The 19,946-nt window shown below is 71.0% G+C and carries 17 protein-coding genes; 7 read left to right on the top strand and 10 right to left on the bottom strand.

Going from position 1 to position 19,946, the window contains the following annotated elements:
• Positions 1-4 precede the first annotated feature (4 nt).
• Positions 5-1,249 carry a CpaE/TadZ family protein gene (locus AC3RX0_RS02025; RefSeq protein WP_491504276.1) on the bottom strand — a complete coding sequence of 415 codons (1,245 nt, stop codon included), beginning with the start codon at positions 1,247-1,249 and terminating at the stop codon, positions 5-7.
• Entirely contained in the window at positions 1,246-1,902 is a 657-nt protein-coding gene (locus AC3RX0_RS02020; RefSeq protein WP_491504275.1) for an SAF domain-containing protein, read from the bottom strand. The genes AC3RX0_RS02025 and AC3RX0_RS02020 overlap by 4 nt, the downstream gene beginning before the upstream one ends.
• Positions 1,903-2,001: 99 nt before the next feature.
• On the opposite strand from AC3RX0_RS02020, the gene AC3RX0_RS02015 reads away from it, so the two are divergent.
• The gene (locus AC3RX0_RS02015) at positions 2,002-2,283 is read left to right on the top strand and encodes a helix-turn-helix domain-containing protein (RefSeq protein WP_491504274.1); all 282 of its coding nucleotides are present in this window, start codon (positions 2,002-2,004) and stop codon (positions 2,281-2,283) included.
• 40 nt (positions 2,284-2,323) lie between these two features.
• On the opposite strand, the gene AC3RX0_RS02010 is transcribed toward AC3RX0_RS02015, so the two are convergent.
• A complete protein-coding gene (locus tag AC3RX0_RS02010) occupies positions 2,324-2,932 on the bottom strand; it encodes a hypothetical protein (RefSeq protein WP_491504273.1) in 609 nt (202 codons plus the stop codon).
• 147 nt (positions 2,933-3,079) lie between these two features.
• Here AC3RX0_RS02010 and AC3RX0_RS02005 point away from each other — a divergent pair, with 147 nt between their 5' ends.
• Positions 3,080-3,508: an Rv3235 family protein gene (locus tag AC3RX0_RS02005; protein ID WP_491504272.1), complete on the top strand. Its 429-nt coding sequence runs from the start codon at positions 3,080-3,082 to the stop codon at positions 3,506-3,508.
• Here the strand turns inward: AC3RX0_RS02005 and AC3RX0_RS02000 are convergent, their stop codons facing one another.
• The 4 genes from AC3RX0_RS02000 to AC3RX0_RS01985 form a co-directional block, all read right to left on the bottom strand.
• Positions 3,509-4,738, bottom strand: coding sequence for a pyridoxal phosphate-dependent aminotransferase (locus AC3RX0_RS02000; protein ID WP_491504271.1), 1,230 nt, complete (start codon positions 4,736-4,738; stop codon positions 3,509-3,511).
• A gap of 57 nt (positions 4,739-4,795) precedes the next feature.
• Positions 4,796-7,603, bottom strand: a complete 2,808-nt coding sequence (secA, locus tag AC3RX0_RS01995) for a preprotein translocase subunit SecA (protein ID WP_491504270.1) — start codon at positions 7,601-7,603, stop codon at positions 4,796-4,798.
• 166 nt (positions 7,604-7,769) lie between these two features.
• Positions 7,770-8,435 (bottom strand): hypothetical protein, encoded by a 666-nt coding sequence (locus AC3RX0_RS01990; protein WP_491504269.1) that lies wholly within the window; start codon positions 8,433-8,435, stop codon positions 7,770-7,772.
• A gap of 28 nt (positions 8,436-8,463) precedes the next feature.
• Entirely contained in the window at positions 8,464-8,970 is a 507-nt protein-coding gene (locus AC3RX0_RS01985) for a hypothetical protein (protein ID WP_491504268.1), read from the bottom strand.
• A 108-nt stretch (positions 8,971-9,078) separates the two neighbouring features.
• On the opposite strand from AC3RX0_RS01985, the gene AC3RX0_RS01980 reads away from it, so the two are divergent.
• From AC3RX0_RS01980 to AC3RX0_RS01965, 4 genes are all read left to right on the top strand, one after another.
• Positions 9,079-9,687, top strand: a complete 609-nt coding sequence (locus AC3RX0_RS01980) for a PadR family transcriptional regulator (RefSeq protein WP_491504267.1) — start codon at positions 9,079-9,081, stop codon at positions 9,685-9,687.
• On the top strand, positions 9,684-10,403 hold the full coding sequence (locus tag AC3RX0_RS01975; protein WP_491504266.1) for an ABC transporter ATP-binding protein: 720 nt from the start codon (positions 9,684-9,686) through the stop codon (positions 10,401-10,403). The genes AC3RX0_RS01980 and AC3RX0_RS01975 overlap by 4 nt, the downstream gene beginning before the upstream one ends.
• Before the next feature lie 115 nt (positions 10,404-10,518).
• Positions 10,519-13,419: an FtsX-like permease family protein gene (locus AC3RX0_RS01970; RefSeq protein WP_491504265.1), complete on the top strand. Its 2,901-nt coding sequence runs from the start codon at positions 10,519-10,521 to the stop codon at positions 13,417-13,419.
• A 225-nt stretch (positions 13,420-13,644) separates the two neighbouring features.
• Entirely contained in the window at positions 13,645-14,673 is a 1,029-nt protein-coding gene (locus AC3RX0_RS01965; protein WP_491504264.1) for an endonuclease domain-containing protein, read from the top strand.
• Positions 14,674-14,869: 196 nt separating this feature from the next.
• Here AC3RX0_RS01965 and AC3RX0_RS01960 read toward each other — a convergent pair whose 3' ends face one another.
• Genes AC3RX0_RS01960 through AC3RX0_RS01950 form a run of 3 tightly spaced genes read right to left on the bottom strand, consistent with a single transcriptional unit; the run spans position 14,870 to position 19,460 of the window.
• Positions 14,870-17,566, bottom strand: coding sequence for a multicopper oxidase domain-containing protein (locus tag AC3RX0_RS01960; protein ID WP_491504263.1), 2,697 nt, complete (start codon positions 17,564-17,566; stop codon positions 14,870-14,872).
• Positions 17,563-18,801 (bottom strand): DUF8744 domain-containing protein, encoded by a 1,239-nt coding sequence (locus AC3RX0_RS01955; protein WP_491504262.1) that lies wholly within the window; start codon positions 18,799-18,801, stop codon positions 17,563-17,565. Before AC3RX0_RS01955 ends, AC3RX0_RS01960 begins: the two co-directional genes overlap by 4 nt.
• Positions 18,798-19,460, bottom strand: coding sequence for a helix-turn-helix transcriptional regulator (locus tag AC3RX0_RS01950; RefSeq protein WP_498165845.1), 663 nt, complete (start codon positions 19,458-19,460; stop codon positions 18,798-18,800). The genes AC3RX0_RS01955 and AC3RX0_RS01950 overlap by 4 nt, the downstream gene beginning before the upstream one ends.
• 56 nt (positions 19,461-19,516) lie before the next feature.
• Between AC3RX0_RS01950 and AC3RX0_RS01945 the strand changes: the two genes are divergently transcribed.
• The gene (locus AC3RX0_RS01945; protein ID WP_491504260.1) at positions 19,517-19,831 is read left to right on the top strand and encodes a DUF2249 domain-containing protein; all 315 of its coding nucleotides are present in this window, start codon (positions 19,517-19,519) and stop codon (positions 19,829-19,831) included.
• Positions 19,832-19,946 lie beyond the last annotated feature (115 nt).

Here is a 19,946-nt window from a genome sequence, read left to right as displayed (position 1 = left end):
CAGCCTACGTTGCGGCGGCGCCCTCCGACGTCACCACCCGCGCCCGCTTCGCCCGACGCGGTGCACGCCGGGGCGCGGGCGGCGCGATGGCCTCGGCGGCCAGGCGCCGCACGGCGAGAGTCAGCGGCGCCTTGGGCGCGACGTCTGCGACCGGCCGTGCCGCCAGCAGCGCGGCATCGACGCTGCGCGGGTCCTGCGGCACGAACCACACGTCGCGGATCCCGGTGAAGCGCTCCAGCGTCCGCCGCACCTGCCCGTGCGCGTCGATGCCGAGCGTGCCGGGCCTCAGCCGGTTGGCGACCACGGCGATCGGGACGGATCCCACCGTCGCGCGAAGTTCGGCGTGCGCGCGCAGAAAGCGGGCGACGCCCAGCGGGTCTGCGGCCACGACCGCCACGATCTGGTCGGCCGCGCGCAGCGCCGCCAGGGTGGCCGCATTGCGCCGCGGCCCTTCGGTGAGGTCGCTGACGATCTCTTCATCGCGTTCCAGGCTGGATGCCACATCCACGACGGTGTGGTCGGCCCAATCGCGGCACGCTGCCAGCGCCGCGCCGACCCGGCGTTCGCTCAGCTCGGGCCAGCGCGAGGGGCGGTTGATGCCGGTGAGCACGTCGACCGAGCCGTCGCCGATCGTCACCGGGGTGCTGATGCGGGCGAGCTCCACGGCATCGAGCCCGCCGCGTTCGGCGCTGCGGCACGCAGCGGCGAATCCGGGACCCTCGTCGGCCAGGCCCAGCATGAGCGCGATCGAGGGCGCGTGCGTGTCGGCGTCGGCCAGGCACACCTGGCGCCGGCCGCGACTGAGCTCTGCGGCCAGCTCCACGGCGATCGTCGACCGGCCCGGGGCGCCGGCCGCACCCCACACCGCGACGACGCGCGGCCCGTGCGGCGCGGCCCGGTCGGCGGCGCCGACGGGTGCGGACTGCAGCGCGTCGGCCACCATCCACCCCTCGGCGTCTGCCGGAAGCTGCGGCGACAGCCCGAACGCCGCGGCCAGGCGCGCCTCGCTCTCGCCGGCGCACAGTGGCAGGATGCGGGTCCCCGCCCGGTCGCACGCGGCGACCAGCGACGCCTCGAGCGTGTGGCGCGTCACCGCGAGCACGAGCGCGTCGGGCCCTCCGAGCCGTTCGAGCGCGTCGGCGGCCTCGGCCGGGGCGACCACCGTCGGCACCTCGACGCCGGCGCGTGCGAGCTCGGCCGCCAGCTCGGCGCCGCGCGGCTCGTCGACCGCGACGATCACGTGGGTCATCGCGCCGCCCCCGCCGGCACGATCGAGAGGGCCGCCTGCGCCGAGATCGCCTCGAGCGCCGCCGCGACGTCCTCGCGTGGGATGACCAGCTCGATCGCCGCCGTCCCGCCGCCGATCATCGAGTCGTCGCGCACGACCGACACGACGGTCGCCCGTGGGATGAGCACGCGCGGCGCCGCGTAGACGCCGCGCTCCTTCTGCTCGGCCGACCACAGCTCGACATCGGTTCCGGTGCGCACGCCGCTCGGGACGTCGACGCTGCTGTGCACGACGACGCTGGTGACCGCCGACGTCGCCGCCGAGACCGTCGCCGACGCCGGGACGAGCTCGCCGGCGTGCACCGTGCGGGTGGCCACGGCATCCGACAGCGCAGCGCCCGGCGCCAGGTACGTGTCGCGCGCGGTGCCCAGCGCCACGTCGACCACGGTGAGGTCGGCCGAGGTCACGGCCTGCCCGGGGACGATCGTGTGCGCGGCGGCATACACCGGGCTGGTCTGGCGCGACAGCGTCACGACCGCCCAGACGCCCGCGATCGACGCGACGATCAGCACGACGCCCAGGAAGAAGCGGGCATCGGTCCAGAACAGGCGCCGGCGGGAGCGCACGACGGGATGGGCGTCGGAAGTGGCGGGATGGCTGCCGAGAGCGCTCATGCGGTCCATCGTCGCGCATCCGCGAGATCGACGTCGAAAGTTATCCACAGGGGCGGATTCCCAGCCTGCACAACAGTGCTTCGTCGCCATAATTGACGCATGCCCGACACGTCCGTACCCGACGCACGTCTCGTCGCCCCCGCCCACGTCGCCGAAGCCCTCGGCATCACCGTCGACGAAGTCATCGCCCTGGCCATCGACGGCCAGCTGCGCGGTGTGCGCGTCGGCCGTCCGCCGCAGTGGCGCATCGCCGAAGACAGCGTGATCGCCTACCTCGACGAACAGGCCGAGCAGACCCGCCGCATGGCCCTGTGGCGGCAGTCGAACGCCGCCAGCTTCCCGGAGCTGTGGGGCACCGGCGACGTGCGCCGACCCGACTGAGCCGACTCCACCGAGCCGTCCCGACCCGATCGCGCCCGCGTCAGAGTTCGAGGTACGGCTGCTCGAGCCGTACCGCCGCGATCCCGGTGAGCGGGATCATCCGCATACCCGCGACCGCCGTCGCGCGACGCGGCTCGCCCGGATCGTGCAGCGCGAGGTCGACGTGGTCGGCCAGGGCGCGGTCGATCGTTCCGGCGAGCACGCGCCCGTCGCACAGCTGCACGCTCACGGGCGCACGGCGACGCGCGATGTCGCGCAGCACGAAGCCGAACGTCATGCGCTCGCGCAGCGTGGCGGGCGAGACGGATGCCGCGTCCGCCCGGGCACTGCGCAGCAGGTCGGGCTGCGGCATCCCGAACGAGAGCACCGCGGGCAGCGCGAGAAGGACGATGCCCGACCGGCCGTCGGCGGCGATCACGCCGAGCCAGTCCGCCCCGACGGCGCCGAGTCGGCCGCGCACGGCGGCGCCGCCGACGAGTTCGATCGACAGCTCGGGGCCGCCGGAGCCGCCGAGGGTGCGCAGGCGGTCGCGCAGCTCCAGGCGCGCGAGCCGCAGGCGCTCCGCCTCGGAGTCCAGCGCGGCGCGCTCGGCCTCCCACTCGGAGTCGAGCTGATCCTCGAGGTCCTCGAAGAACCGGTCCCATCGCACGGTGCGAGAGTACGGGACCGTGACGGGGCGTGTCGGGTTATCCACAGGTGAGAGGCTTCTCATCTGGCTGGGAGTTGCCTGTGTGCTGTACTTGATCGGACCTGACATCCCTCGGTCTCGCCCGGGGCAGCGAGAGAGGCAAGCCGTATGACGACGAGGTCCGCAGCAGCCCTGGCGGTGCGAAGAAGGGTGGACGAACGAGACCCGGGAGCCGCGCAACGCACCCCGGCCTCGGCCCTGCCCGACCCCGACCCGCTCCTGCGCAACCTCACCCAGGGCGTGCTCGAGGTGCTCGCCGGTGTGCGCGACGTCAACCAGCTCGCACGGTGGATGACCGAGGACGCGTTCCGCTCGCTCGTGACCCGCGCCGGTCTCGCCGCCCGTGCCCGCAGCGCCCGCGGCGTGACCGCGACCCGCCCGGTGCACGCGATCCGGTCGGTGCATCGCACCTCGCCCGCCGTCGACGTCGTCGAGGCGGTGGTCGTCATCGGCGGTCCCGCGCGCACGCGCGCCGTCGCGATCCGGCTCGAGGGCCTGGATCGCCGGTGGCGCGCCTCGTCGCTCGCGCTGCTGTGACTACCGCTGCTTGTACGAGACCAGGAAGTTGCCGATCCGCTCCACGGCGTCGGCGAGCACCCGCGGCTCAGGCAGTGTCACGATGCGGAAGTGGTCGGGCGTCGGCCAGTTGAAGCCGGTGCCCTGCACGACCAGCACATGCTCGGCCACGAGCAGATCGTAGATCAGCTTCGCGTCGTCGCGGATCTCGTAGACCTCGGGATCGAGCCGCGGGAACGCGTACAGCGCTCCCTGCGGCTTGTAGCAGGTCACGCCGGGAATCGCCTCGAGTCCCTGCCAGGCGATGTCGCGCTGCTCGTGCAGCCGCCCGCTCGGGCCGATCAGGGCGTCGATCGACTGCACGCCCGACAGCGCCGCCTGCACCGCGTGCTGCGCCGGCACATTCGGGCACAGGCGGGTCGATGCGAGCAGGTTGATCCCCTCGAGGAACCCCTTCGCGTGCGCCTTCGGCCCGGTCACGACGAGCCAGCCGCTGCGGTAGCCGGCCACGCGGTAGGTCTTGGACAGTCCGTTGAACGTCAGGCACAGCAGATCGGGTGCGAGTGTGGCGAGGCTGATGTGCTCGGCGCCGTCGTACAGGATGCGGTCGTAGATCTCGTCGGCCAGCAGCAGCAGCGAGTGCTCGCGGGCGATGTCGACGATCCCCTGCAGCGTTTCGCGCGTGTACACCGACCCGGTCGGGTTGTTCGGGTTGATCACGACGATCGCCTTGGTGCGCTCGGTGATCTTGCCGCGGATGTCGTCGAGGTCGGGCTGCCAGTCCCCTTCGGGGTCGCACCGGTAGTGCACCGGGACGCCGCCGCCCAGGCTCGTCATGGCCGTCCACAGCGGATAGTCCGGCGACGGGATCAGCACTTCGTCGCCGGTGTCGAGCAGTGCCTGCATGGTCATCGTGATGAGCTCTGAGACGCCGTTGCCCAGGAACACGTCGTCGGGGTCGAACTTCGGGAAGCCCGGGATCTGCTCGTAGCGCGAGACGACGGCACGGCGGGCCGGCATGATGCCGCGGCTGTCGCTGTAGCCGTGCGCGTACGGGACCGCCTCGATCATGTCGCGGACGATCTGATACGGCGCGTCGAACCCGAAGATCGCCGGATTGCCGGTGTTGAGCTTGAGGATCGTGTGCCCGTCCGCTTCGAGCCTGCCGGCCTCGACCAGGGCGGCTCCGCGGATCTCGTAGAGGACGTCCTTGAGCTTGGTCGACTGGTCGAGCGGGCGAAGCGGTGTCATCCGTAAAGACTACTGCCGCCGCCTGTGGCCTCCGCGCCGAGCGCTCCAGGCAGCAGGCTACTTGCCGCGGCCGGCCGCGCGACGCTGTGCGCGGTTCTGCGGAGAGTCGTCGGGCGCCGCGGTGGGCTGACCGAACGCTCCGCGCTGGGTCGGCTGCGCGGGCTGCTCCTGCGGGGCGGATGCCGCGGCCGCGGCGGCTGCGGCGCGCCGCAGCCGATCGGTCGCCGCCTGCTGCACCTGGCCGCGGTCGTTGCGCACCTCGACCTCGCCGGCGTCGTTCGCCGCCGAGTACTCCAGCCGCTGCCCGTCCTGCGCGGGAGCCACGAGACCCTTCGCCTCGACATCCAGCTCGCCTTCGGCCTGCGCACGCACCTCGACCTCGAGGTTGTAGAGGTAGCCGACCGACTCCTCCTTGATCTGGCCCATCATGGCCTCGAACATCTGGAAGCCCTCGCGCTGGTACTCCACGAGCGGGTCGCGCTGGGCCATGGCCCGCAGGCCGATGCCGTCCTTGAGGTAGTCCATCTCGTACAGGTGGTCGCGCCAGCGGCGGTCGAGCACCTGCAGCACGACGCGGCGCTCGAGCTCGCGCATCGCGGGCTCGCCCAGCGCCTCCTGCCGTTTGTCGTAGGCGATCTTCGCGTCCGAGAGGATCTCGCGCTTGAGGCCCTCCGACGTGATGCGACCCTTCGTGCCGGCCTCGGCGACGACCTCGTCGATCGTGACGCTGACGGGGAAGAGCGTCTTCAGCTCGGTCCACAGCGCATCGAAGTCCCAGCTCTCGGTGTGGCCGGTCGAGGTGTGCTGGTCGATGATGTCGTTGACGGTGTCTTCGACGAAGTGCTGCACCCGGTCGGCGATGTCGTCGCCCGAGAGCATGTGCCGCCGGTCGGCGTAGATCGCCTCGCGCTGGCGGTTCAGGACGTCGTCGTACTTGAGCACGTTCTTGCGGATCTCGGCGTTGCGCGCCTCGACCTGCGACTGCGCGCTCTTGATCGCCCGCGACACCATCTTCGACTCGATCGCGACGTCGTCGGGGAAGTTCGTGCGGTTCAGGATCGCCTCGGCGGCGCCGGACTGGAACAGGCGCATCAGGTCGTCGGTCAGCGACAGATAGAACCGGCTCTCGCCGGGGTCGCCCTGGCGGCCGCTGCGTCCGCGCAGCTGGTTGTCGATGCGGCGGGACTCGTGGCGCTCAGTGCCCAGGACGTACAGGCCGCCGGTCTTCACGACCTGCTCGGCTTCGGCATCCACCCGCTCCTTCACCGACGCGTACACCTCGTCCCACGCGGCCTCGTACTCCTCGGGCGTCTCTTCGGGGTCGAGGCCCTTGGCCTTCATCTCCTGCACGGCCATGAACTCGGCGTTGCCGCCGAGCATGATGTCGGTGCCGCGACCGGCCATGTTGGTCGCGACGGTGACCGCGCCCAGGCGTCCCGCGCGCGCGACGATCTCGGCCTCGCGCGCGTTGTTCTTCGCGTTCAGCACCTCGTGCTTGACGCCCTTCTTGGCCAGCAGGCGCGAGAGGTACTCGCTCTTCTCGACGCTGACGGTTCCGACCAGCACGGGCTGGCCGTTCGCGTGGCGGGCGGCGATGTCCTCGACGACCTGGTCGAACTTGGCCTGCTCGTTCTTGTAGACGAGGTCGGGCTGGTCCTTGCGGATCATCGGCTTGTTCGTCGGGATCGGAACGACACCGAGCTTGTAGGTCGACATGAACTCGGCCGCCTCGGTCTCGGCGGTACCGGTCATGCCCGCGAGCTTCTCGTACAGGCGGAAGTAGTTCTGCAGCGTGACGGTGGCCAGGGTCTGGTTCTCGGCCTTGACCGGCACGCCCTCCTTGGCCTCGATGGCCTGGTGGATGCCCTCGTTGTAGCGGCGGCCGACCAGAATGCGGCCGGTGTGCTCGTCGACGATCATGACCTCGTCGTTCATCACGACGTAGTCGGTGTCGCGCTTGAACAGCGAGTTCGCCTTGATCGAGTTGTTCAGGAACGAGATCAGCGGAGTGTTGGCCGACTCGTAGAGGTTGTCGATGCCGAGGTAGTCCTCGACCTTCTCGATGCCGGGCTCGAGCACGCCGACGGTCTTCTTCTTCTCGTCGACCTCGTAGTCGACACCGGGCTGGAGGGTGCGCGCGACCTTTGCGAACTCGGTGAACCAGCGGTTGGCCTCGCCCGACGACGGACCCGAGATGATCAGCGGCGTGCGCGCCTCGTCGATGAGGATCGAGTCGACCTCGTCGACGATGGCGTAGAAGTGGCCGCGCTGCACGAGGTCCTGCTGCTGCCAGGCCATGTTGTCGCGCAGGTAGTCGAAGCCGAACTCGTTGTTCGTGCCATACGTGATGTCGGCCAGGTACTGCTCGCGGCGCACGTCGGGGGTCTGGCCCGAGATGATCGTGCCGGTGGTCATGCCGAGCGCGCGGAAGACGCGACCCATCAGCTCGGACTGGTAGCTGGCGAGGAAGTCGTTGACCGTGACGATGTGCACGCCCTCGCCGGCGATCGCGTTGAGGTACGCGGGCAGGGTCGCCACGAGGGTCTTGCCCTCACCGGTCTTCATCTCGGCGATGTTGCCGAGATGCAGGGCAGCTCCCCCCATGATCTGCACGTCGTAGGGCCGCTGGCCGAGCGTGCGCTTGGCCGCTTCGCGCACCGCGGCGAACGCCTCGGGCATGAGCGTGTCGAGCGTCTCGCCCTTCTCGTACCGCTCGCGGAAGTGCGCGGTCTCGTCGCGCAGCTCGTCGTCCGTGAGCGCCGAGTACTCGTCTTCGAGCGCGTTCACGGCCTTGACGACCTGCTGCAGGCGTCGCAGCAGCCGGCCTTCGCCGGCACGAAGCAGTTTCTCGAGAGGGTTGGCCACGGAGGATCTCCATCTATCGGGTGGTCAGACGTGCGGGTCGCGCCCGGGCACACCTACCCATGTTATCCATCGGCGACCTTTGAGGGTGCTGGCAGCGATGGGGCGGCAGGACGCCGGCACCGGCGCCTGCCGGTTGATCCCGTCGTCGCTCAGCCGGCCCAGGTGTTCACGGCGCAGGCGTCACCACAGCCGACGGCATCCGCCGCCCACCGCCGCGCACTCCGGCGATCACCGCGCCCACCCCAATGCCCACGACGCACAGCGCGCGCAGCCCCCATAACGGCATCCAGTACATGATCGAGTCGTCAGACGGGACGATCCACACGAACACGGCGAACCACGCCGGGCCCGGCAGGGCCCACACGGCGGCGGCGACCGCCACGACGCGGCGCAGTCCGGGGCCGATCACACGTGCGCGGTTCACGAGAACCGCGGCGGCGATCACGAGGGCATCGGGGATGAGCTCGGCGCCCAGCAGCGGCAAGACGTCCAGCAGCGGATGCACCCGAGCAATATCGGCGGTGAGGTCGGCCGGCAGCGCCAGAAGCGGTCCCACGACCGCAACCGCACCGATCAGAGGCGGCCAGAAGGCGATCACGATGAGCACGACCTTCCCCGCACGTCGGCGCGCGACGACGCTGTCCGAGCCGGTGGCCAGCATCATGACGGCGACACACCACAGCGCGGCGGCTACCGCCGTCACGACGAAAGTGGGTCGCACGGCGCTCAACATCAGCAGGGTGAGCACACTCGCGATCAGGCACACGCCCGCCCACACCCACCTCGGGCGGGCGAGGCGTGACGAGCCGGTCGCCGGGGCTGCGGCATCCATTTCTTCACCCTACGCGTGAGGGGGGCGGTCAACAGCCTCTCAGTCGGCGGGCGGATAAACCCTGATGCCGGATGCCGCGGCCGACGGCACGATGCACAGCCCGGCCGCGATCAGCGGTGCCATCCGGAACTCGCGCGGCACGCGACCGCCGCGCCACACGCCGACGGCGGCCACGACCGCCGCCGCTGCGGGAATGTTCGCATCGACCGTGCCGGCGATCGTCCACCACGTCGGCCGCGCGGCCGTTCGCGTCGAGTCCGGCCGCGAGCATCTGCCACACGATCAGACTCAGCGGGGGCCACAGCGCCAGCACGAACAGGGCCACGACGCCGGAGGTGCCCGCCACGACGCGATCGCGACCGACGGCGAACAGGATCCACGCCGCCGCGCCCAGGGTCACCCCGACCCCCCACCTGCCACCGACCCCGCGCAGCATCATCCGCAGCAGGGTTCCCACGATCAGCGTGCCGCCTGCCCACACCCATGTCGGGCGGACGATGCGGATAGGTCGGCTCGGCAGTGCTGTGGCATCCATGTTCTGCACATACCGACACGCCGCAGACCAGCGGCGAGCCCACCGCGGATTGCCGGGTATGTATATACTCGGCAACTACATACTCGGCATGCACAAGGAGGCGCGCGGATGTCGGTGAAGCAGAGCCTGCTGGCGATCCTGGACCAGGGTCCCTGCTACGGATACCAACTGCGCAGCGAGTTCGACCGGCGCACCGGCTCGACCTGGCCGCTGAACGTCGGCCAGATCTACAACACGCTCGAGCGCCTCGAGCGCGACGGCCTGGTCGCCAAGGGCGAGACCGACGCGCAGGGGCACGTGTTCTTCGAGATCACGGATGCCGGCAGAGACGAAGTGCGCTCGTGGCTGGGCTCCCCCGTCGCGCGCGGACAGGGCACGCGCGACGAGCTGGCGATCAAGCTGGCGCTGGCCGCCACCCTGCCGGGGGTCGATGTGACCGAGGTCATCCAGACCCAGCGCCGGGCCTCGCTCGCCCAGCTGCAGGAGCTCAACCGCGCGAAGTACGCCGGCGCCGACCCCGAGGGCCCCGAAGAGCTGGCCTGGTCCCTCGTGGTCGACTCGATGATCTTCGCGGCCGAGGCCGAGGTCCGCTGGCTCGACCACACCGAGCAGCGTCTCGCGCTGCACCCGCGCCGCGCGATGACGCTGGAACTGTCCACCGAACTGCCCAAGCGCGGGCGCCCGGCCGCCGCCCCCACGAAAGAGACGGTCCGATGAGCGAGACGGTTCTGCGCCTGGTCGGCATCACCCAGCAGTACGGCATCGGCGAGACGAGCGTCTCGGCGCTGTCGGGCGTCGACCTCGAGGTCGCCCAGTGCGAGCTCGTGGCGATCATGGGCGCGTCGGGGTCGGGCAAGTCGACCCTGCTTTCCATCGCGGGCGGGCTGCAGCATCCCACCTCCGGCGAGGTGATCGTCGAAGGCCGCCACCTGTCGACGGCGTCGCCCCGCGACCTCGCGCTGCTGCGGCGCCGCTCCCTGGGATTCGTGTTCCAGGACTTCAATCTCATCCCGACCCTCACGGCGCTCGAGAACGTGACGCTGCCGCTGGAGCTCGACGGCTTCCGAGCCCGAGTGGCACGCCGTGCGGGTCGGGATGCGCTCGCCTCCGTCGGCCTGGCCGACAAGGTCGACGCCTACCCCGACGACCTGTCGGGCGGCCAGCAGCAGCGCGTCGCGATCGCCCGCGCCGTCGTCGGCGGCCGGCGCCTGATCCTCGCCGACGAGCCGACCGGGGCCCTCGACTCGGTGACCGGCGAGCTCGTGCTGAAACTGCTGCGCACGCGGGTGGATGCCGGAGCCGCCGCGATCCTCGTCACCCACGAGGCGCGCCACGCCGCGTGGGCCGACCGCATCGTGTTCCTGCGCGACGGGCGCATCGTCGACGAGTCGCGCCGCGACGGCGTGGATTCGCTGGCCGGGATGCCCGCATGAGCGGCGGGCACGTCTCCTCGCTTCAGGCGAGGGGATCTCACGAAACGAGGATGCTTTCGCGTGATCCGGTCCTCGTCTGGTCGGATCCCCTCGCTTCGGGCGAGGAGCAGGCGCCGTGACGCGCAAGGTCAGACGGCAGGATGCCGCGAATCAGAGTGCCGCGGACCAGGATGCCGCAAGCCCCAGTGGTGGGACACCCAGCCGCCCGCGCCCCAGCCGCTGGGCGCGCTGGCGCGTCGACCTCAGGATCGCTCGCCGCCAGGTGTGGCGCACGAAGGGGTCGAGCCTGCTGGTGATGGCGCTGGTGGCGCTGCCGGTGATGGGGCTCGCGGGGGCTGCCGTGTTCGCCGAGAGCCACATGGCCACCCCGGCCCAGCGCGCGGAACTCGAACTCGGGCGGACGCAGTCGTGGATCGAGGTGGCCGGCCCGCCTGATTCGAACCTGCGGCAGGCGGTGGATGAGCCCGGCTACCGGGCCAGCCCGTCAGACGCATCTGGCGAGACGCCCGCCGCCCCCACCGGCGAAGCTCCGATCGACCCGAGCGGTGTGATCCCGGCGGGCACCCGAGTGATCCCACTCGACGTGTTCGCCTCGGCCGTCGTGAAGACGGCGACCGGTATCGGCCAGGTCGCGGCCACGCTCGGCCCCGTCTGGGACCCGGTCTTCGCGGGCCGCTATACGATCATCGACGGCGCGGCGCCGACCTCGGACGACGAGGCCATGGTCACGCCCGGCCTGCTCGAGCGCCTGGGCGCGGTCATCGGCGACGACGTGATGGTGCCCGATGCCGACCGATCCTTCCGGATCACCGGCACACTGCGCCAGCTCGACACGTTCCCCGCCGACGACATGGTCTTCCTGCCGATGGCGGCGAAGGATGCCGTGCAGCCAGGCTCCACCCGCTGGTACGCCGTGGACTGGCAGCCCGATTACACGCAGCTGCAGGGCATGAACCACAAGGGCTTCGTCGCCTATGCCCGGGATCTGGCGATCGACCCGCCGCAGGGCGCGCTGCTGGCCTACGAGCAGCCGGGCCGCCAGTGGCAGACGCTGCTGATCGGCGGCATCGCGGCGGTGTTCTGCGGCTATCTCGTCGTGCTGCTGGCCGGAGCGGCATTCGCGGTGTCGGCGCGTCGGCAGGAGCGATCCCTCGCCGTGGCGACCAGCGTCGGCGCGGTGCGGGGCGACACGTTCCGCATCGTGATGCTGCAGGGAACGGTGCTGGGTCTGGTCGCCGGCATCGCGGGAGCGGCCCTGGGCGTCGGCCTGTCGGCGGCCTTCATGGCGGTCGTCGACGACGGCGTGCGCGGGTCGTTCTGGGGCAACTGGGGCATCCGCGTGCCCTGGTCGCTCGTGCTCGCCGTCGTCGTGTTCGCCGTCGTCGTCGGCACGCTCGCGGCGATCGCGCCCGCACGTGCGGCGTCGCGGGGCGATGTGATCGGGGCGCTGCGCGGCGCGCGCCGCCCTGCCAGGCTCAATCCTCGGCGGCCGCTGTGGGCACTCGGCATGATGATCGCGGGCTTTGCGGCGACCGTGGTCGGTGCGATCTGGATCGCCGCGCTGAACGCGATCGACCAGCCCGACTACGCGGACCCGCTGCGCGTCCCTCTGCTGATGGCGGTCGCGCTGGGGCCGGTGATCTTCCAGATCGGGTTCATCGTCGGCGGGCATTGGACGCTGACGATGATCTCGAGGGTGCTCTCGCGGTTGGGCATCGGCCCGCGCATCGCGGGGCGGGATGCCGCGGCCAACCCGTCACGGGTGGTGCCGGCGTTCGCCGCCATCGCCGCGTGCGTGTTCATCGCATCGCTCTCGCTCAGCCTGACGAGCATGACGACCGCGTCGAACAACCGGCAGTATGGCTGGACCGGCCACGACGGCACGGTCTCGGTCGGCATCTGGGCGGGCGACGTGCTGACGCATGCCGACGCTGATGTCGAGACGGCCGAGGCTCTGCTCGCGCCGTCGAATCCTTCGGCGACCGTCCGCATCGACATGCCCGCGGCCCCGCCCACGAATCCGAAAACCGGTGAGCCGGTCGACCCCGGGTTCGCGGTCTGGACCGTCGCGGCATCCCCCGAGCTCACCGGCCAGGACGCCGCCATGTCGCTGGACGGCGCGGGCGGAGTGAGCATCGTCGACCCCGACGACCTCGCGACCGTGTTCGGCGAGCGGGTGCCCGCAGGCGACCTCGCCGCATATCGGAACGGAGCGGCGCTGGTCGTCTCGGCGTGGCGTGACTTCATCGGCACGGACGACAGGGTCCGGCTCGTGCAATGGACGGCATCCGGCCTCAACGACTACAACAACGCACGCAGCGCCTATTACGACGCCGGTGGTTATGACGGGGGCAAACCGGCGCCGACAGGCCTACCCTCTCCGGCCGCGGTGCACGAGGTACCGGCGCGGGTGGTGCCGCTCACGCACCCGCAGGGCAACCTGCAGACGATCATCGCGCCCGCGACGGCCGAGAAGCTCGGCATCCGGCTGCAGCCGCAGGCAATCTATGCGACGTATTCCGAACCGCCCACCGACGCCGTCGTCGACGCGATGACCGCGAACGCCGAGAACACCCTGCTGCCGGGCGACGGGAGCCTCAGCGTCACGGTGGAGCGTGGACCCGCTCCGATCAACCCGGTGATGTGGGCGATCGTCGCCGTCACGGGCGTGCTGGTGCTCGGCGCGGGAGCTATCTGCCTCGGCCTCGCGCGCTTCGAGCGCCGGCCGGACGACGGCACGCTCACGGCGGTCGGAGCGACCACCAGGCTGCGCCGCCGGGTCAACGGCTGGCAGGCGCTGATCGTGGTGGGCATCGGCACCGTGGTGGGCACCCTCGCCGGGCTGATCCCCGCGTGGGCGATCACGCAGACCAGTAGCGACTACCTGCAGTTCGCCGACATCCCGTGGCTCTGGCTCGGAGCGATCGCGCTCGGCCTGCCCGCGGTGATGGCCGCGGCATCCTGGATCATCCCGCCTCGCAACGCCGACCTCACCCGCCGCACGGCGATTGCGTAGGGATTCAGTCGACGCGTTTTACCGTTCCTCACGGTGAAAAGCCGCACGTCGGGTCGACTGAATTTCTCCCTCCGGTTCAGTCGACACGATTTGCCGTTCCACGCGCGAAATTCTGCAAATCGCGTCGACTGACGCGCGGGCGGAAGTCGCGGGGTGTCGGCGATGGATGCCGCAGCCTGTGGATAACGGGAACGGGCGAACCTGAATCCATGCAACGGTGTCTTCATGACGGCCGACGAACTCCCCGCAGCACTGGGTGCAGCGTTCAGCGTGAGTGCCGCACTGCGTGCGGGGATGAGTCGGTCACGGTTGCGCCACCGCGACGTCGAGCTCACGTTCCACGGCGCCCGAGCGGTCGCGGGGGCGACGCTCATCGCCGACGTCGAAGCCGACGCCCGTCGCGCCTATCCCCGCAGCGCCGAGGCGACACGGATCCACACGCTGGCCGCGCAGTACGCGCCGGTCATGAACGAGGGAGCGTTCTACTTCGGAATCACGGCGGCCGTCCTGTGGGATGCTCCGGTCCCGACTCGCCTGTTCCGGTCCGCCGACGACCAGCCGCCCGAGATCGATCCCGACGTGCTCGAGGTCGCGGTGCACTGGCCCAAGCGCGCGCCGCGGGCGGCCGGAATCTGCGGCCGCGCCGTTCGGCCCGAGCTCTCGAACACCATCCGACATCCGGTGTCGAAGCTGCTCATGGCGACCCCGGCGTCGACGTGGGCGACGCTCGCGCCGGTGCTGCGGCATCCCTACGACCTCATCGCGGTGGCGGACCACTTCGTGCACAGAACGCGGCCTCCGCACAGTCGGCCGAAGCAGCCCGTTCCGATCCGGCTCGCGTCGAGAACGCAGCTCGCCGCGGCGATGAACGCCGGGCGGCGCGAAGGGATCGCCTTGCTGCGCGCGACACTGCCGAGGGTACGAACCGGGTCGGCGTCGCGCCCTGAGACCTGGACGCGTCTCACGCTCGTCGACGGCGGACTGCCTGAGCCGGTACTCGACCACGACGTGTTCGACGCGGTGGGCGAGTTTCTCGCGCGGGTCGACATGGCGTATCCGCAGTGGAAGATCGCCGTCGAATACGAGGGCGCCCATCACAACACCGATCAGCAGTGGGAGAGCGACATCGACCGGTACGCGCGGCTCGAGGCCGATGGCTGGATCGTCATCCGGGTCACCCGCACGATGCTGTTCACCACGCCCCGCACGCTCGTCGCACGCGTGCGCGCCGCCATCGCCCGCCGCGCCCGCTGACACGAGCCTCCGAATCCGACGCACACGAGCAGCGTCGAATTCAGTCGACGGAATTTACCGTTCTGCCCGAGAAGAACGGCAAATCGGGCCGATTCAATTGAGGAGCCTCCATTCCGTCGGCGCGATTTACGGTCGCAGACGCGAAAGACCCGAAAATCGCGCCGACCGAATGACGTGGGATGCCGCAGGCAGACGCCTACTTCGTCACGTCGAACACCCCGTGGGCGCCGCGCTCGGCGTCGACCATGAAGTGCGACACGAACGGGTAGTGCCCGGCCTCGGGGAAGGTCAGCTCGACGAACCCGCCCTGCGCGGGCATGAGCCCGAGCGCCTGCGACCCCGAATCGCGCGAACGGTCGATCAGATACCGGCCCTCGCTCCACACCGTGTCGAACTGGCCGCCCACGACATGGAAGCTCGTCGACCGGTCGATCCCGGCATCCAGCACCCACACGCGCACGCGCTCGCCCACCTTCGCCGTCAGCGGCGCATGGTCGTACTGATTCGCATAGCCGTTGAACACGACCAGGTCGGGCTTCTCCTCCTCGACCTTGGTCGTGTCGACCTCGCCGCCGTCGTGCGCGCCGAGGTAGAACTCCGACTGCACGATCACGTACGAGGTCGCGACGGCCGGCAGCCCGGGCGGCTCGATCACGACCGCGCCGTACATGCCATTGGCGATGTGCGCGGTCATCGGCATGGTCGAGCAGTGGTACATCCAGATGCCCGACCGGGTCGCCGTGAACGTATAGGTCAGGCTCTGGCCGGGTGCGATCGTGCGCATCGGCTTGTCGGGCGCGACCGAACCCGCATGGAAGTCGATCGAATGCCCCATGCTGCCGTTGTTGACGAGCGTGACGACGAAGGTGTCGCCCACCCGTCCGTGCAGCACGGGCCCGGGCGCGGTGCCGTTGTACACCCAGAGCGTCTGCGTGACGCCGGGGGCGACCTCGGTCTTCTTGTCGGTGATGTCCAGTGTGACCCGGCGGGTGACGGGTCCGGATGCCGGGGGCAGAGGCTTCAGCTGCGCGTCGTACGGGCGGAATCCGGGGCCGGGGTCGGCGCTCAGATCGATGCCGCCGTTCGCGCCGCTCGATCCGTGGTCCATGCCCGGCATGCCCGGCATGTCCGTCCCCGGCATGGTCGCCGTCGGCGTGGGAGTGGCGGCCGCCGCCGTCCCCGACGTCTTGACCGTCATGACCATGCCGAGCTGCCGGTGCCCGACGATCGAGCACCAGCCGTCGAGCGTGCCGGTGATCACGCCGACGTCGATCGTCTCGCTCTGCCCGGGCGACAGGCGGGAGCCCGCGACGCCGTTCCCGAACACCAGGTCGTGCACCATCGACGGGTCGGTGTTGGTCAGCTCGATCTTCAGGTGCGTTCCCGCCGGCACGGTGATCGTGCTCGGCGAGTACCGGTAGTTCGCCGCGGTCACCTTCACGACCTGCACCGGGGCGTCCGTGGGCGCCGCCACCGGCGCGCCCCACCCCATCGAGACCGGGTCGATCGCCGCGGTCACCGCGACGGCGAGCACGACGGCGAGCAGTCCCGCCACGGCCTGCCCTGCCCGGTGCGGCTTGACGCCTTCCGGCACGATCGGGCCGTGCGGCCGGTCGCCCGACGCGATCGAGGCCTTCGTCTCGGCCAGAGCCGCGCCCGAGCGCTTGGCGGCGCCCTGCGCCCGCATCGCGACGAGCATCAGATACAGGAACGACGCCATCGCGACGAAATACATGAGGGATGCCACGACCCGCATCAGGCTCGACACCGGCAGCGCGCACACCAGCAGGGCGGCGTTGGCGGTCGCGATCCGCAGCGCTCCGGCGCGGTCGAAAGCGGCCGTGCCGACGCGCACCGGGGTCGGCCCGCCGCCGAGTACGACCGGAATCAGGTAGCTGAGCGCGCCGACGAGAACCTGGGCTGCGAATCCGGCCGCGAGGAACGGGACGACCGAGTCCACGGCATCCTGCACCCGAGTGAAGCCCGAGCCGTCGGCGATGCCGACGAACGCCGCGATGACGAGCGCGGCGACGCACCCGGCCCACCACACGAACGCCATGCCCACCGACAGGGCTGCGAACGTGTGCGGTGGGGCGCTGCGGGCCGCGCGCCACAGCGACACGGCGATGATGCCGAGCCCGGTGGCATAGGCGAGCAGTCCCAGGGCGAGCCCCGGCAGCCAGCCGCCGGCGGCGCCCGCGGCGGCCAGCAGCACACCGCCGGCCAGCACGGGCAGGGCCCGAGCCGCGCTCTGTGCGGCGTTCTCGTCGGCGCGCGTGCGCAGGATCGTCGGCCACAGCGTCACGAGCGTGCCGGCCACGGTCAGGCCGATCCATCCGAGCACGTTCAGGATCGCGTGCGCGAGCACGAGCGTGCCGGCGCTGTTGTCGTGGGCGAGCCAGGCGCCCAGCGCCGCCCCGATCGGCAGTATCGCGGCGGCGGCGATGTAGTAGCGGATCGTGCGCCCGAACCGGCCGGGCAGACTGCGGCGCGAGCGGGCGTACAGGCTCGCGCCGTGCCAGATCACGCCGGCGATCAGGGACGCCGCCCCCACGATCGTGACCGCCCAGACCTGGGTCGTGACGCCCGCGATGACCACGGCGGCTCCCCCGTTGGCCAGGCCGAGCCGCCACGACTGGCGTCGCCGATCGGCGACCGTGGCCGCCGTGCGCAGCAACGCGTAGGAGAAGTACTGGCTCCACACCAGGATCGCGTGCGTGACCGCGCCCAGCAGCAGCAGATGCAGCATGAGCCAGGTCGGCACCGGCAGCCACCGATGGAATACGACCGCGAGCGCGACCAGGATCAGCCACACGAGCGTCGGGATGTCGCGCAGCACCCAGAAGCCCCGGTTCGGCGCCTTCTGGTCGAGTGCGGGACGGGCCGCGTTCATTGGTCTCCTCGGGGTGCGTCCGGCGTCTTCGGTTCCCGAATCCCTATGGATTCGGCGAGTCCATGCCCTATGGGGTGTTGATTCGCCGAGTCCCTATGGATTCGGGTGGGAGCGGGGCTGGATGCCGCAGCCGGCCGGGCCGCGGCATCCACCCGCGTGCGGGGCGGGCCGAGCACGGCGCTGGTGACCGCGACGATCACGAACAGCAGCAGCGCGATCACGCCCAGCACGCCGCCGATCTGCCAGCCGAGCGGCTGGGCGAGTCCGTCGCCGACCCACAGCCGAACGATCAGACTCAGCTGCAGGATCGCCGCGGGCACCCAGAACGCGGCCCGGTACGGCAGCGTGATGTGCAGCACGGCGGGCAGGATCGTCGTGGCGTGCGCCATGATCATCGAGATCGTGTAGCCGAGGAACACCGCGTGCACGACGGCGTCGTACGCGGGCTGGTCGACGGGATCGCCGAACAGCAGCGCGACGGCGGCCACCCCCAGCCAGACGTAGCCGGTCAGGATGCAGGCGGCCATGTATCGGGCCGCCCCGGCGGCGCGGATCGTGCGGCGGGCGACGTCGTGCCCGATGAGCCAGGCCACGAGCGCGGCCAGGGCCAGCCCCAGCGCGACGGCCCCGGCATCCGGGAACGCGACCCCGATCAGCAGAGCGATGACGATCGTCCACGCGTGCACGAGCAGCCGGGTGCCGGCGTGCGGGCCCATCGTGATGCGGGCGAGCTCGACGCGTTCGGCGGCGATCGTGAGCACCACGAAGCCGATCAGCCACGGCAGCGTCTGATCCAGAGTCGCCTGGCCGAGCCAGATCACGGCGCCGGCGCAGCCGACGGCGGCGCCGAGCAGCTGCGTGAGCAGGGCCGCGTCGTACTGCCGCCGCCACAGCGGGATGTACAGGAGCGTGAACGCGGCGGTGCCGCCCACCAGGATCGCCTTGGCGACGATCAGCGGCACCGGGTCGGCCAGCAGTGCGATGCCGCCGGCGCCGAGCAGCGCGGGGGCGGCGAATCCGTACCAGCGGCCGAGTGCCGTGGCGCGTTCGAGCGCGATCAGGGTGCCGACGAACCCGAGCACCATGAGCATGCCGTGCACCTCGGGCAGGCGGCTCGTGGTCACCGGCGCCGGCAGCCCGAGCAGCAGCAGGGCGGCATCGAGGCCCGCCAGCAGCGACAGGCCCGCAGGCACGATCCAGGCCAGACGCCACGACGGGCGCCGTCGGGCCGTCACCGTTCCACTCGCAGTTCGAGCGTGCACTCCCCCGGGGCAGTGAACGGCAGCAGCCGGCTCTCGCCGCCTTCGCCGCGCGCGGCCAGGACCCCGTCGATCATGCCTTGATGCACGGCGCAGACGATGGCGGGATGCCGCGTGGCGGCCTCGATGAGCGGGCAGCGTCGCAGCAGCACCTCGTCGCCGGTGTCGTACGGGGCGAAGCCCTGCTCGCGCATGGTCTCGATCACGGCCTGGCGGCCCGACGCGTCGTCGCGACGGGCGGCGGCGATCTCGAGCCCCCACGCCCGTCCGGCGTCGCGGGCGCGACCGACCGGGTCGTCGCTGGAGCGGGCGAGCGAGTCGGCGAGGGCGGTCGCAAGGCCCGCATACGGGCTCTCGGGGGTGGCGCGCGTCGCCCGCCACAGCCACGCCGGCCGGCCGCGGCCCTCGGTGCGGTGGTGCTCGCGCTGGACGTAGCCGTCGGCGCGCAGCTGCTCGAGGTGGCCCCGGATGGTGTTCTCGTGCAGCCCGGTGGCGGCCGTCAGCGCCGCGGTCGAGACCGGGGACGACTGCGCCTCGACCATCCGCAGCACCATCTCACGGGTCGCCGAATGACGTCGGCCGCTCGACGCGATGCGGGGTCGTTCTGCCGCGGGATCCGCCGACGTATTTTCCACGGGATCCAGTGTAATAAACTCGAGCCGGAGTTGGGACACAACGGACAGGAGCCGGCATGGCGAACATCGAGATCCACCGGTCGCGCGATGAGGCGGTCGAGCAGAACCCCGCGACGGCGTGCACCTGCGGTGAGGTCGACGAGGATCTGCCCGAGATGGACGTGCAGACCATCCCGCACGCGATCCGCCACGCGGCGATCTTCGGCGCCGTCGACGCTCTCAAGCCCGGTGCGGCGTTCATCATCTCGGCGAACCACGCGCCCATGCCGTTGCTGGCCCAGCTCGAGCTGCGGTACGGCGAGCAGTACACGGCGACCTTCATCGAGAAGGGCCCCGAGCGCTGGCGCATCGTGATCCGCAACGCGGCATAGCCCGTCTGGGGAACCCACGCGGACGGCCGATCCCCCTCGACCGTCCGCGTGACCGCGTTCTCGGGCACGACAGGCCCCACGACGCACAGCAGGGGGCAAGCGTGTGCTCATAGGA

This window comes from Microbacterium sp. W1-4-2 (assembly GCF_058349885.2).
Note: the sequence above shows the minus strand (reverse complement) of the source record. Positions and strands in the feature narration are given on the sequence as shown.